Source organism: Ensifer adhaerens, assembly GCF_028993555.1.
GTDB classification, from domain to species: Bacteria; Pseudomonadota; Alphaproteobacteria; order Rhizobiales; family Rhizobiaceae; genus Ensifer; species Ensifer adhaerens_I.
Window position 1 is genome coordinate 1574049 of the sequence record NZ_CP118611.1, and the last position, 16899, is coordinate 1590947.

A 16899-nucleotide genomic window follows, 5' to 3' on the forward strand; every position below is an offset into this window, starting at 1 on the left:
GCAAAGCCGCCTGCGGCCTACCGAACCCGCACGGGCTCGGAATAGAAGGGCAGCCGGTCGATCCTCGGGGACCACCTGCCATTGTCGACCACGCGCCGCACATGGGCGGCGATCTCCTCCATCGGCGCGAACCAGACGTCGCCGCGCGTAAGGACCTGTTCGAGAAAACGGTGCACGACCTCCCAGCGGGCGAGCCTGCCGGTGGCGAACGGATGCACGACCGGGACCCAAAGGGCGCCGTGGCGATAGGCCGCCTCGAACTCCTGCGCGAAGGCGGCGAAGCCCTGTTCCGGCGCACGGATCGGCATCATGTAATCGAGGTCCATCGACTGGACATATTGCGGCCAGTCGTCGAGGCCCCAGTGCGACGGCAGTTCGACGAGGCGGCCGGCATCGCATTGCAAGAGGTAGGGAATATCGTCGCCCATCAGCGAGGCGTCGTAGTCAAAGCCACGAGACACCAGGAGATCGGCGGAGCGATGGGAGAAATTGTAGAGCGGCGCGCGCCAGCCGCGCGGGCGCTTGCCGCTTGCCCGCATAATCACCTCAATGCCGCGGTCAAGCCAGTAGGCCTCGTCGTCATCGCCGAGCTCTCGCGGATGCTCGTGCAGAAAGCCGTGATGCGCCAGTTCATGGCCGCCTTCGAGGATCGCTTCGATCGCCTGCGGATACTGCTCGATGCACCAGGCGGGCACGAAGAAGGTCTGCCGGATGCCCAGTTTCCGATAGCTTTCGACGATGCGCGGGATCGCCACCTTCGGGCCGTATTGCAACATCGAGATCGCCGAGACACGGCTGTGGCCATCCTTTGGGTGAGCGATATGGATGAGGCTGTCGGCATCCATGTCGAAGGTGATGGAGGCAGCGCATTTGGCACCATTCGGCCAGGGGATGGGGTTGCGGATCATGGCATGATGCTCCCGCCGTTGCTGCCGATCCCCTGCCCGGTGAAGTAGCGGCCGCCGGAACCGGCAAGGAACAGCGCCAGTTCCCCGATCTCCTCGGGCTTGCCGAAGCGGGCAAGCGGGATCGCCAATTCCTTGGCGCGCCACTCAGCGCTCATATGGGCCGCGCCGAGCATCTCCGTATCGATCGGGCCCGGGCAGATGGCGTTGACCAGCACGCGCGGCGCGAATTCCTTGGCCCAGGAGCGGACGAGACCAAGCACGCCGTGCTTCGAAGCGACATAGGGCGAAAAGGTCTCGCGGCCGTAATAGGCCATGTCGGAGGCGATCATGATGAGCCGTGCCGGCGCCTCGGCCGTTCCCTCCATCAAGCCCAGCGCCATCTTGCCGACGAGGAAGCTGCCGCGCAGATTGATGGCAATCACCCGGTCGAAATCGGCGGCGGGGGTTTCCAGCAGCGGCGCTTCATGAATGACGCCAGCGCAATGGACGACGATATCCAGTCCGCCGAAGGCCTGGCGTACCGCATCGCCCATTGCGGCGACCGAAGCTTCGTCGGAGACATCGCAGGCAAGCGTCAGGATCTCTGAAGCCCCTGCCCGCGTTACGGCATCGGCTGTCTCGTCCGGTCGGCGAATATCGGCAAGCGCGACGCGGGCCCCCGTTGCGGCAAAGGCCAGGGCGCAGGCAGCGCCGATACCACGATAGGCGCCAGTGATGAGAACACGCGCGCTCATGCCATCACCTCGCCGCGGTCGAGCATCAGCGCCTGGCCGGTCATGTCCTTGGCGCCGTCGGAGGCGAGGAAAAGGTAGGGAGCGGCCAGATCCTCAGGTTCCAGCAATCCTGGCAGAACCTGTGCCCCGACGATCTCGGCCAGCAGATCCTCCTCACTGCGGCCGGTGCGCAACGACATGTTCTTGAGCGACAGCATCGCCGCTTCGGTGCGCACCCAGCCGGGGCAGACGGCATTGACGCGGATGCCCCTGCCCCCAAGTTCTTTCGCCATCACCCGGGTGAAACCGAGATTGGCGTGCTTGGAGGCGATGTAGGCGGAGAACTCCGGCACCGCGACACGGCTCCAGATCGACGCCGTGACGACGATGCGGCCGCCCTTGCGCATGTGTGGCAGCGCATGGCGGGTCACGTAGAACGTGCCGTTGGTGTTGATGTCGGTGATGCGGCGGAACGTGTCCTCGACGCCGTCGTCTTCGTCGGTCACCGGCGTTATGCGCTCAAGCCCGGCATTGTTGACAAGCACGTCGATGCGGCCGAGCGGCGCAAGCGTCGCCTTCACCGAGGCGCTGTCGGTGATATCGCATTCGAGGCCTGCGATCTTGCGGCCGAAACGCGCCGACATCTCGTGGGCGGCCTCGTGGATACCACGACCGGAGGACAGGATCGTCACCTCGGCCCCGGCGGCGGCAAAGCCTTCCGCCACCGCCCGGCCGATGCCGCGGCTCGCACCGGTCACCAGTACATGTTCGCCGGAGAAGTCGTAAGCGATGCGCCCCATGGCTCAGCCTCTTTTCGCATGCATGACGCGCCCGATGAGGTTCATCAGCACCTGGGCGGCGAGGATCGAGGTCGAGCCGGAATGATCGTAGTCCGGCGCGACTTCGACCAGATCGATGCCGACGATCGTGCCGCGTTTGGCAAGGATCGAGAGGATCTCCAGCACCTCGTAATAGATGAAGCCGCCATGCGATGGCGTGCCGGTGCCCGGCGCGATCGAGGGGTCGAAGCCGTCGATGTCGATGGTGACATAGTAGCGGGCGCCGGCCGGAACCCGGGCAGCGACAGCCTCTGTGCCGAGCGCCCGGATCTGGCGCACCGACAGGATATCCGAGCCCATCTTGCGGGCATCCTCGTAGCCTTCCTTGGCGGTCGAGGAGACGTTGCGGATGCCGAACTGCGACAGACCGGAGACATAGGGCTTTTCAGCGGCGCGGCGCATGGGGTTGCCATGGCCGTAGCGCACCCCATGGCGCTCGTCGACGAAATCGAGATGCGCGTCGATCTGAACGATATGGATCGGGCCATTCTCGGCGCAGTTTTCAGCAAAGGCGTTGACGCAGGGAATGTTGACCGAGTGGTCGCCGCCGAGCACCACTGGCAAGGCACCAGCGGCGAGGATCTTGCGCACGCCGAATTCGATGTTGGCGTGGCTCTTCATCGTGTCGGTGTGGACGATGTCTGCATCACCGATATCGACGATCGAGACCTTGTCGCTCGGCAGGTAGGTGACGTCGTCCTCGTGGTCATAGGCGCCGCCGTGCCCGAAGGAAAACAGCGTGGACGCCTCGCGGATGGCGCGCGGACCGAAGCGGGTGCCAGCGCGCCATTGCGTGCCGCAGTCGAACGGCGCACCAAGGACCGCCACATCCGCATCGATTGCATCCCAATCCGGCTGATAGGGATATTTGCCGAAGGTGCAGATGCCGACGAACGGCAGGTTCAGCCGTCCGGTTTCATAGGAATTACCCGCCATGTTTCTCCTCCTCAGGATGAAGGGAGTGTGACGGAAGGCCGATACGCTTAAAAATATCTATGATTTGATGTTTAGTTGTGACTTAATCAATGAATGATCAACAAGGTTCGCCACCGCATTCTCAATCTGTCGCTCGGCGACGCGGAGCTCAGACTGCTGCGTGTGTTCGCCTCCGTCGTACAGCATGGCGGCTTCTCGGCCGCCCAGACGGCGCTCGGGATGACACAGGCGACGATCTCTACCCACATGCGCCATCTTGAGGAGCGGCTGGGACTACGCCTCTGCAGCCGCGGACGCAGCGGCTTCCTGCTGACCGACGAAGGGCGTCTCGTCTACGAGGCGACGCTTGATCTCTTCAGTTCGCTGGAGAATTTCCAGAGCCGTGTCGGCGAGGCGCAAGGGGAACTCACCGGCAGCCTGACCTTCGGTACCGTGGATGCGATGATTACCAATCGAGATCTCGATCTCCAGGGCGCGCTTGCCGCCTTCCACCGCCAGGCGCCACGCGTCCATCTCGAAATCGACGTCGCCGCCCCACAGGTCCTGCATCAAGGGCTCCTGAACGGCGGCTACCAGATCGTACTGATGCCGACGGTCGGCAGCGTCACGCCGCATTTCCGGACTCGACCGGTATTTTCCGAGGTGCAGAAACTCTATTGCGCCGAAGGTCACCCGCTGTTCGAGACGCCCGACGAGGCCATCACCGACGAACTCCTGGAGGCGCAGTCCTTCGCCGGCCGGACCTACATGCTCACCGAGACGATTTGCGGCGTCAATTTCCATTGGGCGGCCGCAACGCCACATATGGAGGGCACGCTGCTGCTTCTGCTTTCGGGCGCCTATATCGGCTTCCTTCCGGACCACTATGCCGACGAATGGGTGCGCAACGGCCGGCTGCGGCTGCTCGCGCCCGACCGCATGAGCTTCGAGGACATGTTTCACATCGCCCATCCCCGCAACAAGCCGTCCCGCGCCGCCGAAACGCTTGCCCAGGCGATCATCGCAAGCGCGCGCCCCGCATGAGTTTTTGCGGTCTCTTAAACATCGCCAGAGGACCGGCTTGGCTCCGCGCTCCGGCATGAACGATCCTTCGCGCACCTGGCTCCGCCGTCGATGTCACCGGCGCCAGTGACCGATCATCCCCGTTGCAACCCGCTTGCAAGCCTGACCGCTCCAAATACCGGCGCATCGCGCACGAGAAACACGATGAGGCCGTATCGCTGCCGGATGAGGCGGCTTACTTGATTGAAGAACTCCGTCTGGCTCTCGAATATGCCGCCTCCCGCAAAGACAGGCCCGACCGCCCCCCGCCGCTGGAGCCCGCCGACATGATCGGCGAGACTGGAGGCCGCGTCTTCAAGGACACGTCGGGCGGCTTTGGAGCCCTGCACCGCGACCTTAAAGATCGCCGGCGCGTGGCGCGCCAGAGATGCCGCAGATGGCGCATCGGCCAATCGCTCGTTTGCATGCAGAAGCCTGGAAATTTCCAGGCTTTCCATCAGCGCCTCGGAGAGCTGCTGATCCGGCATCCCGATGTCTTCAGCGGCGAGCGCCTCGCGAAGGGCACGCCGCACCAGTCCGGCCCCACCGCCATCGTCTCCGAGCAGCCATCCCCACCCGCCAGCCGACATCAATCGACCGGCACGATCTCTCGCCACAGCGATGGACCCCGTGCCGGCAATGAGCGATATGCCTCGGCCAGCGCCTGCTGCCGCCAGCAACTCCGCGTCGTTGACGACGCGGATGTTCCATCCGGTGCATCGGCGAAGCGCGTTCTCGCACCGGCTGAGGGCCTGCTCGTCGTTGCACCCATTCGCGCCCATGACAACCCGTTGCGGGGCGCGACCGCCAAAGGTCGCTTCCACGAGTTGCCGCAGCCTGAAACAATCCGCGTCGGAATAGTTGGCTTGCCGCCAGGTGAGCGTCGGAACGTGGTGATCCACCCTCGGCACACCGTCTTCCGCAACGATCCAGCGCGTCTTGGTTCCGCCGACATCGATACCAAGCGAGAATTCGGGCCCGCGCATCAGACCGGCTGCCCGGGTTCGGACCCCTCTCCGAAGACGACGCGGCCGCCGATGACAACCGATGTCACGTGGAGATCGCGATCGAGCACGACGAAGTCGGCGCGCTTGCCGGCTTCGATGCTGCCGATATCCTTGGCAACACCAACGAGTTCCGCCGGCGTCAACGACGCCATTCGAATGACCGAAGGCAGATCGCGTCCAACCGCGTTGGCCATCGTGCGCACCATTCTGTCCATGCCATGCATCGAGCTCGCAAGGCTGCCATCCTCGCCTCTCACCGAGTTGCCATCACTGAACACCCAGGTCCCGTCGGCCTGCGAACCGAACCTGTACTTGCCCGCAGGTGCATCCATGGCCCGGTTCGCATCGGTGACCAGGCAGGTTCTGTGGGCGCCAATCATCTCGTAGGCAAAGCGCAGCAGATCGTCAGAGAGATGGATGCCGTCCGCGATCACTTCCGTGCTCATCTCCTCGTTTTGCAGAACGTACTGCTCCATGCCTGCCTGCATCGGCGTACCGAAGCGATGACGCAGCGAAGACACGGAGCTCATCGCGCACCAGAAGTGATCGACATGCCGCATGCCCCGCGCAAATGCTGCGTCCAGTTCGCCCCACGCCGCATTGGAGTGACCGCATGTGATGAAGCAGCCCTGCTCGCGCGCATAGTCGAAGAACTCGAGCGCGCCCGGCAACTCGGATGCGCAGGTTGCAATCCTGACGATGTCCTTGGCCAGGAAGTATTCATACTCCTCCCGCACCGGATCGCGCCTGCCCTCAGGCGAATGGACCCCAACCTTGTCCTCGGCGAAATAGGGGCCATAGAAGTGCACGCCTGCGATCCGCGCACCGTCCGACGGCCGCCAGCTCGACTGCACGTTTTCGCACGATTTGATCATCGCATCCAGTTGCTCGAAGGACCCGGTGGTGGTCGTCGGAAATATCGACGTGGTGCCATGCCGGGCATGAGCGAGGTTGACGGCCTTCACTGCTTCCACCGTTCCATCCATATAGTCGGCGCCGGCCGCGCCATGGACGTGAACGTCAACAAATCCGGGGCATATGAAGTGATCGGACATGTCGAGCACGCGCGTGGTTGCGCCGGCTTTCGACGCCTCCCCGCCAACCGCTGCAATGCGATCACCGTGACATTCGATCACGACATCCTCCAGAACCCTGTTCGGCAGGACGACATTTCCCTTGATGGTCAAAGTGCTCATCACATTATCCTTGTTGAGATCTTGTGATTCCTGTATATGCACGAATACGCTAAATCGTGCAACACGGAAGGATAACGAATTTGGAATCGACCCCGGACGAGCGTCGTCAGTTCATTCTCGCCGAACTCCAGTCGAAGGGCCGGCTGTCCACTGCCGACCTGGCGGAGCGCTTTTCTCTGTCCGAGGACACGGCGCGACGCGACTTTCGAGAACTCGCCGCCGCTGGCCTGATCAAGAGAGTGCATGGGGCAGCGCTTCCAATCACGCCTGGCGAGCAGCCGTTCCAGGGGCGATACAAGATCGCCAGGGATGTGAAGACCAAGCTCGCGCGGATTGCCGCGGAGATCGTTCTCCCCGATCAGATCATCATGATCGACGGTGGAACGACGAACCTGGAACTTGCAAAGCACTTGCCGATCGACCTGCGTGCAACCGTCATCACCAACAGCCCATCAATCGCAACCGCGACCGCCGAACATCGCAATCTCGAGGTCATTCTCCTGGGCGGTGTCTTCGACAAGCGGAGCCAGATGACGATGGGTGCGCGCGTTCTCGAGCAAATTCATGCCTTAAGCGCCGACATCTGCTTCATCGGCGTTCACGGCCTCCATCAGGACTACGGCCTGACGACCGCCGGCTACGATGAGGCGTCAATCAAGACTGCGATGCTACAGGTATCGGCCGAGGTGGCGGCGATCGCGACGCCCGACAAGATCGGGACGGTCGGCGCCTACAAGTTTGCCCCGCTCTCGGCCGTCGACATTCTCATCACCGACCGCAGCGTTCGCGACAATCCAACGCTCGAGAAAATTGGCGCCAAGGTGATGACGGATTGAGCCTTCGTACGCCGGCGCGCCTGCCTCGGTCACTTGCGAGCCTGGAATAAAAAGGAGCAGACCTTCAGGCTCTCCGAAGTCCCTTTTCGAACTGCTAATCCTCGTCATCCAAATCCGTGAACGACTGAAGCTACAGAGCGGACGGTGCGCACGGAGGCATCGTGGAAGTGCCTAAGCCACGATCGGCGTTTCATGCAGATGCATCCATCGAAGCACGCCGCCCGCTGCAGTTTCCAAAACGGCGGTCGAGCGTCTTGCTGTCACGATCCCGCCCGCATCCGCGTGCGTCTCGCGATAGGTGACGCAGGCTGCGCCAGGCCACCGATGACTGATCTGCATTTCGTCGACCGTGATCCGCAGCTCCGGGCGTTTCCCATGTAAACGCGCGAACAATTCGCCCACCCCCTCTTTGCCGACAGCGGCTCCTCGCGTGGAGATCATGCAAAAATCAGGCGAAAAGTGTTCGAGCAGTTGTACCAGATCCAAGGGGCGGGCCGACCCGGTGAACCAGCGTTCAATCTCAACGTGGAGATCGACAATTTCAGCGAAGAATTTTTCAGTATCGGTCATGTTCGGCTCCTTGTCGGACGGTGTGACGGAATGCGCTATGTACGGTGATCGACTCGCGGCAGCCGCAGAACGAAGGGCAGCGGAAACACGATCAGAGTGGCTGCGATGACAAAGCAGTAGCGATAGGGCAGGTCGTCGGCCGCGCCGACGCCGGTCGCAAGGAAAAGCCCCAACAGGCCTCCCAAGACACTCGCACCGATCGAGAAACTGAGCTGGCGGTTGATGTTCCACAGCGCACTTGCCTGTGCCATTCGTTCCGTCCGAACCGACGTGAAGGCTGCCGTCTGGGCCGTGGATGTGCAAAGGCTCGCCCCGAAGCCCATTGCAGCAAAGGAGGCGACCTGGATGGCGAGCATTCCCGCAAATGGCGTCGCCAGCAGCAACACGCCGGCACAGGTGACCGTCATGCCGACGAGGAAGAGCGGGCGCGGACCTCTGGACGCAAACAGCCGCCGCGTGGACATGATGGCGACGAAGGATGCACCCGCCCATGGCAGCATAAGCATTCCGGTCTGCGTGGCCGTCAGGCCAAGGCGGTCCTGCAAGTAAAGGGAGGCAATCAGGTTTACGCCCGTGAAGATACCCGGCACACACAGGTAGATGATGCTGCCGGTCCTCAGCATCGGATCGGAGAGCAAGCGCAGATCAAGCAGCGGATCGCGCGAACGCAGCGCATGACGGACATAGGCAGCCCCCGCGGCGATCGCCGAGGCAAGGGCAATTGCGGCATTAGCGCCGCTCCCCGTCTGACTGATGAGCGTCAGGCCAAGGGGAAGGCAAAACAGGGTAATGGCGCTCAGCACGAACCCGGGAATGTCGAGCGCCGGCTTCGCGTCCGCCAACCGATCGACAGGAGCCCAGGCAAGGGCCAGAACCGCGATCGCGGCGGCCAGTGGCGCAACGCCGATAAACACCCAGCGCCAGGACACATGATCGGCCGCGATCCCGCCGATGGCGGGTGAAAGCGCCGGCACCAACAGTGCAACCGTCATGACCACGGCCGTCAGATGAGCGCGGTCCTTGGGCGGATAGGCGCGATAGGCCATGCTCTGGCCGACCGGTACGAGCAGTCCTCCACCGAGACCCTGGACGAGCCGCCAGGCGAGAAGCGCCTCAATCCCGGTGGCCGCGCCTCCGCCGATGCCGCCAACCGCCACAATGAGCAGGGACATGATGAACACGCGGCGTTCGCCGATCCGGCGCGCGAGCCAACTCCCAACTGGAATGGCGACGGTCAGCCCGAGCATGTAGATCGTGCCGACCCAGGCAAGCTGCGCGATCGACGCACTTAGCTCCCTCTGCAACGCCGGCAGGGCGGCATTGAGGATGAACATATTGGCCAGATCGACGGCGAATCCGAGAAGATAGAGGGTGGCAATTCGGGAGCGGGCGAACAACGGGGAAACCTTCGACGGGAATGACGCCCGCAGGGATATCCCCTTTCATCCCGCCGAATAAGGCAATACAATTGCACACCACTTGTCGTATTTTTTTACCTATGGGAGTGTGTGCATGGCGGTGAGCCTGGATCGCCTGACTGTTTTCCGAGCCGTCGTGGAAACGGGATCGTTCACGGCGGCCGCCAGGCAACTCAATCAAGCCAGAGCCGCCGTCAGTTTCAGCCTCAAGCAGCTCGAAATCGAATTGGGCGTCACGCTCCTTCACCGCACCACGCGCAGCCTTGCTCTGACTGATGCCGGCGAACGGTTCTATGCGCGCTGCGTGCACATTCTTACGGAAGCCGATGAGGCGATTGCGGAAGCGCGCGCGGAACAAACGGCGCTGAGCGGCAGCTTGCGACTGACATCGACTGTTGAGTATGGCGTCGCGGTAATCGCTCCGGTCCTTCAGAAATTCACCGCACTGCATCCAGACCTCGACATCCAGTTCGAAGCCTACCCGACGAATGTCGACCTCGTACGCGATCGCTTTGACGTCGCCATCCGGCTGGGGCGAAACGAGCAATTCCAGACTTCACCCTATGCCGGCGTGCATCTGGGGACCTATCAGATCAGGCTGGTCGCGTCGCCGAACATCCTCGCCCGCGTCGGGCAAACGGCAATCGGTACGCCCGAGATGCTGAGCGCACTGCCCTACATCAGCAATGCGACCGTCGACCGGGTGAAAAGCTGGAAAATGTTCGATGAAAACGGCCGCGAGCGCATGTTTGACGTGCCTCGTCAGTCCCGGCTGGTTGCCAACAACGCATCGATCGTCAAGGCATTGGCCATTGCCGGCGCAGGCGTAGCGCTTCTGCCTGACTGGTTCGTAGCGCCGGAGCTTGCCGAGGGCACGTTGGCCGACGCACTTCCGTCCCATCGCTTTCCCGACCACCAGATCTACGCGATGCACCTGCCCATGCAGATGGTCCCGCAGAAGATCCGCGCCTGGCTGCGTTTCCTTAAGGATCATGTCCGTCGCTAATTCCCGGCAACCAGCTCCGGTGTCCGCGCGCCAAAGGATGATCGCGCACGCCACGCCGAAGAAGCATCGTCGAGCGGGGTCGCACTACACGGCATCGCCTTGGTATCGGTTGAGAGAAATGTCCATCCCCGTCGCCATGCGATGGACTTCTGCCAGGGCGGGTTCGAAGATCGCGTTGCGGCGCTCGAGTTCGGCATGTTCGGCAAGATATGCCGGCACGAGTTCGGAAATCTCGTCGAACACGGCCGGTTCGTCCACCGTGGTCAGACGCCCTTCCTGCATCACGATCCGTCCGGCAACCATCACTGTTTCCACCGACGATCCGTTTTCCGAATAGACAAGATGTTTGGCGACGTCGTTCAGCGGCACGAAAGGATAGTTTCGCATATCCAGCACAAGAAGATCAGCCGCCTTGCCGACTTCCAGGGAGCCGGTCGCCTGCTCCAGCATCGCCGTCTTCGCGCCGCCGATGGTCGCCATGGTGAGTATTTCGTCCGCCCTCAGCCATTTCTCATAGTCAGGGCCGGCGGCGCTATGAACGAGGCCGGCGACGCGCATGACGTCGAAGATGCGAGATGTGTCGTTCGACGACACGCCATCCGTGCCAAGGCCGATCGTCACACCGGCATCGAGCAGGCGGCGGATCGGCGCGATCCCGGCCCCAAGTTTCAGGTTCGAGACGGCATTGTGGGCGACGGAGACGCCCGCCTCCCCCATCAGCTCGATATCCTCGTCGCTGACCCAGACGGAATGCGCGATGGTGGTGTTGCGTTTCAGAAGGCCGAGATCGTGCATGTAGGCGATCAAGGACCTGCCGTGGCCGACGAGGCCTGTCACCGCCTGAGTCTTGGTCTCGAGGACATGCGTATGGAACGGCACATGTCTTTCAACCGCCAACTCCATGCAGGCTGCCATAAGATCGGGCGTGCAGCGCTGCGGTGCGGAAGGGGCGATCATGAACTGCAGGCGACCGGACATGCCGTGCAAGCTGGAGAAGGCAGCTCGGCAATAGTCCGCATATGCTCCTGCCGACATCGGAGGGCCGAAATTGAGCAGATCCTGGAGCGCTGCGGGCACAACTTCACGGGCGAAAGGCAACGCATCGAGGGTATGCACGTTCATCGCGGCGCTCGAAACATTGGCGCGGATACCGGCATCGTCATAGGCGCGAAACACGGTGGCAAGCCTGTCGAGATTGTGCCGGGGCGGGTCGAAGAAATCGTCACAAAGCGTCGTGACGCCGTTGCGCAGAGACTCCATCGCCAGCAACAGGCTGCGCAGATACAGCAGGCGCTCGCCGATCGGGTCGTTCATCAAAAGTGGATAGGCATAGAGCAGCCACAGCTCGAGCGGCATGCGCTCATAGCGCCCCCGCAGGAACGTCTCACTGGAATGCGTGTGGGCATTAACCAGCCCCGGCATGATCAGCTTGCCGCGTGCTTCGATAATTCGCGCGTCAGGCCCTGCGACAAGGCCCGGGCCGATTGACCTGATCTCGGTGCCTTCGATCAGGATGTCGGCGGCAAATGGGGTTGCGCCATGAGCGCGATCCATCGCAACCAGTGTCCCATTGCGGATGAGTATGTTGCTCATGACAACGTCCCGGAAATGATTGAACGATCCGATGATGGCGCTCGTCGCACATCACGACTACTGATCCCTGAGTTCGGCGAACGAGCTTGCGGCTTTCGCGCCGCCGCGGAGCTTTCCGGAGAGCCAGACGCCGAAGACCGTCGCGAGGTAGGGCAATGCCTGCAGGAGGTCGTGCGGGATCCTGTCTCCGAACGTCAGCTGCGCCCGGATGCCGATGGCGCCGACAATGGCGAAGAACAAGGCGGCGAAGGTAGCCCCGACCGGATGGGCGGCGCCGAAGATGACCGCAGCAAATGCCATGAATCCACGACCGACCGTCATGCCTTGGGCAAAGAACTGCAAGCTGCCGGCGGCAAGTTCCGCGCCGCCGATCGCGCAAAGGACACCACCGATCGAAAGCGCCGCGAGCCGCATGCGCGAGGGATTGGCGCCGACGCCGCGGGCAGCGAACGGATGCTCTCCGCAAGCGGCCAGCCGGAGGCCGAAGCGCGTTCGCCGCAACAGCACCCACATGGCGAAGACGACGAAGGGCATGGCAGCAACCGAGACCGACAGCACGCCATAGGATCCAAAGGCCGGTCCCAATTTGGGAATGCCGAAAGGCGCCGTCACGGTTGCCTGGCTGCCGAAGATCGCCTGGACGGCGAGCGCCGTGCCGCCAACGCCGAGGCCGGTGAGCCCGAGGCCGGCGATAATGGGATTGGCCTTCAACCGGTCGATGACGAACCAGAGAAGTACGGAGGCCAGTACGCAGGCGAGAATGGCGATGAGGATGGCCACACCGACGGACTTTGTGAGCATGATGCCGAGAATTGTCGCGCAGGCGCCGATGATCATCAGGCCCTCGAGGCCGAGGTTCCAGACCCCTGCCCGCTGCGCGATGACGCCGGCGAGCGTGACGTAGATCAGCGGCGTTCCGGAACGCAGAATGGAGATGATGATCTCATTCATGTCTTGCGCCCTCCGAGACGCAGCACCCTGTCGATGAATGTCGACCTTGCGGTTATGAACAGCGCGATCGCCGCATTGATGATGTCGATCGCCGCCGATGGCAGCCCGGCCATGATCGGCAGATAGAGCGCCGCCGAGGCGAGACCGCCAAAGAACACGGCGGCAACCGCCGTTCCGAGAACGGAGAGATTGGCGACGAGCACGATCAGGATCGCGGTGAACCCATGCGCCGGCAGGAAGCCCGAAGCGATACGGCCGTTCGGCCCCATGAATTCGATTGTGCCGGCAAGGCCCGCAAGCGCCCCGGAAATGAGGAAGCTCGACAGGCCAAGCTTCCAGAGGCGCGCACCCTGCCACTCCACCATCGTACCATTGCGGCCGGCCAGGCTTGCAAGGACCCCGAAGGCGGTTCGGTTCACCAGCAGCCACATGAGGATGCCGACGACGACCGCGATCGCGATGATCGTCGGGGAGAGACCGAGGGAATCCGAGATGCGGTAGGCCGGATCGAGCGGACGGCTCGAAGCCTGCTGACCGGAGCCCGAAGGATCCTTCAGCGGCCCTGAGGTGACATAGACTAGTAGCAGGCCGGCCATGAAGTTGCCCATCAGCGTGGTGATGACCTCATCGGTGCCGGAGCGCAGCCGAAGCAATCCCGGCCACAGCGCCCAGAGAGCACCGCCGAGTATGCCGGCAAGAAGCAATGTCGGGATAACCAGGAAGGCTGGTCCGCCTTTTACCACTTCGGCAGCGAAGGCGGCACAGATCGCGCCGACGTAGAACTGGCCCTGGGCGCCGATGTTGAAGAAGCCCGCCCGGAACGAAATGCCGACGCCGACGGCCGTTATGAACAGCGGCAGTGCCCATCTGAGACTTTGCCCGATCGCGCCGCTTCGCAGGAATGCCCCATCGAGCACCGCCCAGAGCGTCACCGGGGCATTGTAGCCGGCAAGCTGGAACACGAGCGCGCAGAGGATCAGCGCGAAGATCACAAAGATCAGGCTGCGAACAACGGTGATGAGACTGTCTTTCATGCGCTTGCCCCTGCGGCGGCACCGGTCATGGCCGCCCCCACCAACCCTATGTCGAAGGGCGCGCGGAACTCGCCATTCAGGCGTCCCGACAGCATCACCACGACGCGATCCGATATGTCGAAGAGTTCGTCGAGATCCGACGAGATCAGCAGTATGGCCGCGCCACGGTCGCGCGCCTGCCGGAGCGCCTGCCAGACGAAGGCAGTGGCCCCGATGTCGAGGCCCCGCGTCGGCTGGGCCGCGATGATCAGCTTCGCATCGGGATCGATCTCCCGGGCAAGGATCACCTTCTGCGCATTGCCGCCTGAAAGCGACCCGGCCCTCTGCCCGGAACTGTTATAGTGCACGCTCCACGCCTTCAGCGACCGGTCGCAAGCGTCGCGGATCGAAGCCGGTCGGATGAGCTTGAGCAAACTCCCTTGCAGCAGTTCGCGCGCGCTCCAGTTCTGCCAGAGCGAACTGGTGAGGCTAAGCCCCTCCACGTTACGCTCGAACGGAATGATCCTGAGACCGACCTTGCGGCGTGCGGCAAGTGGCTGCCGGGTAACGTCGTGTCCGGTAAGATTGATCGAACCACCTTCAAGGTCTGCGAGGGCGGAGATCGCCCTTACCAGTGTTTTCTGTCCATTGCCTTCCACCCCGGCGATCCCCACGATCTCGCCCGGGTGGATCTCCAGATCGACGCCATCGAGGGCAATGCCCCCGCTATCGGACCGCGTGGAGACGGTCTTCATCGAAAGGATAGCCGGGCCGGTCGAATGGGCCGGCTGATCGGTATCCCCACGGACCGGTGATTTCGTTCCGACCAAGGCATCGCGATCGTGCCGATCGAGCGTCTCGGCGATGGCCTCGCCGACGATGAGGTTCGCCAGACGCTCGCCTGAAACCTCAGCCACCGGAAGCGGTCCTTCGACCTTCCGGCCGCCCCGCAGAACCGTGACCGTGTCGGCGATGCCCAGAACCTCGCGGATCTTGTGCAGGATGAGGATCACCGTCACCCCACGTTCCTTGAGACGGCGAACGCGTGCGAACAGCATGTCGATGCCCGCCGGTGACAGGACCGCGGTCGGCTCGTCGAGAATGAGGACGCGCGCATCGGTAACCAGCGCCCGGGCGATCTCAATGCCTTGCTGCGTCTCGATCGGCAGGTCCCGGATCCGCCGGTTCAAGTCGACCCGGACGTCGAGCCCCGCAAGATGCGCCCGCCATTTTTCAGCAAGCCCCCTGCGGCTATAGATGCCGCCTTTACCCGTGGCGCCGAACTCCATGGTCTCGGCGACCGTAAAGGACGGTGGCAACGCAAAACTCTGGTGGACGAGTTCCACGCCCGCGGCCCGGCTTTCACTGACCTGCCCCGTCCGGATGTCGTGTCCCATCACATTGACCGCGCCAGAGGTCGGCTGCACGAGGCCGGCCGCAACGCGTGCGAAGGTGGTTTTGCCCGCACCGTTCTGACCGACGACCGCGTGGATCTGCCCGGGAGCGAAAGACGCTGAAACCTCCGACAACGCCGTTACGTCTCCAAACTTGACGGTGACGCTCCGGCATTCGAGGGCCGATTTCGGGGAGTTGGACATGCTATGGTTCCCATCGAGTGCGGGAGGCTCGCGGCCGTCAACAGGGCTGGAAACGATCCGCGAGACCCCGGTGGGCCTTCCCCAGGGGGAAGGCCCATGCGGACTGCTCCTCAAAACCTCGGGCTGGCCCGGCGAGCCAGCGCCGACGGCTCAGAGTGTCGTGTTGAAAGGAACCTTGATGGATCCATCCAGGATGCCGACACGAACCTTGTCGACCTCGACAAGCGCTTCCTTCGCCTTGGCATTCAGATCCGCCGGCCCCTGTTCGGAAAAGACCGGCGAGAGGATGAAATCGATGACGCCTGTGCCAAGGCCCGTATGCTCGTGCACGCCGCCCTTCCAGTCAGGCCCGACCACCTTGGAAGCTTCGTTGTAGAGCGAAACGCCGAAGTCCAGGCTGACGATCGAGATGAGTGACTTCGGTCCGAGTTCATACTGTCCCGGCGCAAGGCAGCTCACCATGCGGCCTTCCTTTTCGTTGGCCGCGGCAATGATGCCGCCGTCGGTGGCTGCGGCATCGGTCTGGATGTAGTCGATGCCGTCATTGTACATCTGGGTAGCGATTTCCTGCCCCTTTGCAGGGTCCTGGAACGAGCCTGCGAAGGCGGCCACGACGGAGGCATCCGGCCGAACGGAATGCACGCCGGCCTTGAACGCGTTGAAGTCTGCGTTGAGCGGCGGAATCGAGACGCCGCCGATGAAGCCGGTCTTGCCGGTCGACGTCATCCTGGCCGCAAAGACGCCCGAGAGATAGCAACCAAGATAGTAGTCATAGGAAACGGTCGTAACGTTCGGGATTGCCGGCTCGAAGGGGTCGCCGAAGAGCTGGATCCACTTGGTATTGGGGTAGGATGGGGCCAGCGCCTTGAAGGGCTCGGCCACTTCGTTGAAGGTCGAGACGATGATGGCCGCGCCCGCATCGCCCAGCGTGCGGTAGACGGTCTCGTAGGTCGCCGGATCCTGCGCGTAGATGGCGCGGTATTCGAAACCCTTTTCTTCCGAAAGCTGCTTGAGCTTGGCGATCATCTGGTCCACGGGACCATTGTCGCCTGCAGCCTGTGTGTGCACCAGCGCGACCAGCCCTCCGGACGCGCGGGCGAATTCGGGTACGACACTCGCCGCAAAACCCAGCGCCGCGGCGCCGGCGCTCACCTGCAGGAATGTCCGACGCTGCATCATATGCTGTGCACTGTTCCCAGTCTTGTCTGTCATGATTGTTCCCTTTTATCTTGTCGTTTCTCATGCGCATGTCAGGGCGCAGGCGGTTCTGTGCG

General features: G+C 62.8%; 16 protein-coding genes. 3 read left to right on the forward strand and 13 right to left on the reverse strand.

The features are described 5' to 3' along the window. Positions 1 to 17: 17 nt before the first annotated feature. The 4 genes from PWG15_RS27325 to speB are packed head-to-tail and all read right to left on the reverse strand — an operon-like array spanning position 18 to position 3396. Positions 18 to 908, reverse strand: coding sequence for a polysaccharide deacetylase family protein (locus PWG15_RS27325; protein WP_275024649.1), 891 nt, complete (start codon positions 906 to 908; stop codon positions 18 to 20). Continuing rightward, positions 905 to 1642, reverse strand: coding sequence for an SDR family NAD(P)-dependent oxidoreductase (locus PWG15_RS27330; protein WP_275024650.1), 738 nt, complete (start codon positions 1640 to 1642; stop codon positions 905 to 907). Before PWG15_RS27330 ends, PWG15_RS27325 begins: the two co-directional genes overlap by 4 nt. After that, on the reverse strand, positions 1639 to 2421 hold the full coding sequence (locus PWG15_RS27335; RefSeq protein WP_275024651.1) for an SDR family NAD(P)-dependent oxidoreductase: 783 nt from the start codon (positions 2419 to 2421) through the stop codon (positions 1639 to 1641). Before PWG15_RS27335 ends, PWG15_RS27330 begins: the two co-directional genes overlap by 4 nt. Positions 2422 to 2424: 3 nt before the next feature. Continuing rightward, on the reverse strand, positions 2425 to 3396 hold the full coding sequence (gene speB, locus PWG15_RS27340; protein ID WP_275024652.1) for an agmatinase: 972 nt from the start codon (positions 3394 to 3396) through the stop codon (positions 2425 to 2427). Positions 3397 to 3489: 93 nt separating this feature from the next. On the opposite strand from speB, the gene PWG15_RS27345 reads away from it, so the two are divergent. Beyond that, positions 3490 to 4419 carry a LysR family transcriptional regulator gene (locus PWG15_RS27345; RefSeq protein WP_275024653.1) on the forward strand — a complete coding sequence of 310 codons (930 nt, stop codon included), beginning with the start codon at positions 3490 to 3492 and terminating at the stop codon, positions 4417 to 4419. A gap of 113 nt (positions 4420 to 4532) precedes the next feature. On the opposite strand, the gene PWG15_RS27350 is transcribed toward PWG15_RS27345, so the two are convergent. Then, complete coding sequence (locus tag PWG15_RS27350) at positions 4533 to 5423, reverse strand: BadF/BadG/BcrA/BcrD ATPase family protein (protein ID WP_275024654.1); 891 nt, start codon at positions 5421 to 5423, stop codon at positions 4533 to 4535. Further along, on the reverse strand, positions 5423 to 6640 hold the full coding sequence (locus tag PWG15_RS27355; protein ID WP_275024655.1) for an N-acetylglucosamine-6-phosphate deacetylase: 1218 nt from the start codon (positions 6638 to 6640) through the stop codon (positions 5423 to 5425). Before PWG15_RS27355 ends, PWG15_RS27350 begins: the two co-directional genes overlap by 1 nt. Before the next feature lie 80 nt (positions 6641 to 6720). Here PWG15_RS27355 and PWG15_RS27360 point away from each other — a divergent pair, with 80 nt between their 5' ends. After that, on the forward strand, positions 6721 to 7476 hold the full coding sequence (locus PWG15_RS27360) for a DeoR/GlpR family DNA-binding transcription regulator (protein WP_275024656.1): 756 nt from the start codon (positions 6721 to 6723) through the stop codon (positions 7474 to 7476). Between the two features lie 171 nt (positions 7477 to 7647). Here PWG15_RS27360 and PWG15_RS27365 read toward each other — a convergent pair whose 3' ends face one another. Continuing rightward, positions 7648 to 8046, reverse strand: coding sequence for a DUF4440 domain-containing protein (locus PWG15_RS27365; protein ID WP_275024657.1), 399 nt, complete (start codon positions 8044 to 8046; stop codon positions 7648 to 7650). Between the two features lie 35 nt (positions 8047 to 8081). After that, on the reverse strand, positions 8082 to 9443 hold the full coding sequence (locus PWG15_RS27370; protein ID WP_275024658.1) for an MFS transporter: 1362 nt from the start codon (positions 9441 to 9443) through the stop codon (positions 8082 to 8084). Between the two features lie 115 nt (positions 9444 to 9558). On the opposite strand from PWG15_RS27370, the gene PWG15_RS27375 reads away from it, so the two are divergent. Then, on the forward strand, positions 9559 to 10470 hold the full coding sequence (locus tag PWG15_RS27375; RefSeq protein WP_275024659.1) for a LysR family transcriptional regulator: 912 nt from the start codon (positions 9559 to 9561) through the stop codon (positions 10468 to 10470). Between the two features lie 84 nt (positions 10471 to 10554). On the opposite strand, the gene PWG15_RS27380 is transcribed toward PWG15_RS27375, so the two are convergent. The 5 genes from PWG15_RS27380 to PWG15_RS27400 all read right to left on the reverse strand — a co-directional run bounded on the left by PWG15_RS27380 (position 10555) and on the right by PWG15_RS27400 (position 16801). Continuing rightward, entirely contained in the window at positions 10555 to 12063 is a 1509-nt protein-coding gene (locus PWG15_RS27380; protein WP_275024660.1) for an amidohydrolase family protein, read from the reverse strand. Between the two features lie 57 nt (positions 12064 to 12120). Continuing rightward, complete coding sequence (locus PWG15_RS27385) at positions 12121 to 13014, reverse strand: ABC transporter permease (protein ID WP_275024661.1); 894 nt, start codon at positions 13012 to 13014, stop codon at positions 12121 to 12123. After that, positions 13011 to 14048 (reverse strand): ABC transporter permease, encoded by a 1038-nt coding sequence (locus PWG15_RS27390; protein ID WP_275024662.1) that lies wholly within the window; start codon positions 14046 to 14048, stop codon positions 13011 to 13013. Before PWG15_RS27390 ends, PWG15_RS27385 begins: the two co-directional genes overlap by 4 nt. Next, a complete protein-coding gene (locus PWG15_RS27395) occupies positions 14045 to 15625 on the reverse strand; it encodes an ABC transporter ATP-binding protein (protein ID WP_275024663.1) in 1581 nt (526 codons plus the stop codon). Before PWG15_RS27395 ends, PWG15_RS27390 begins: the two co-directional genes overlap by 4 nt. A gap of 150 nt (positions 15626 to 15775) precedes the next feature. Then, positions 15776 to 16801: a BMP family ABC transporter substrate-binding protein gene (locus PWG15_RS27400; RefSeq protein WP_342457072.1), complete on the reverse strand. Its 1026-nt coding sequence runs from the start codon at positions 16799 to 16801 to the stop codon at positions 15776 to 15778. Between the last annotated feature and the right edge of the window lie 98 nt (positions 16802 to 16899).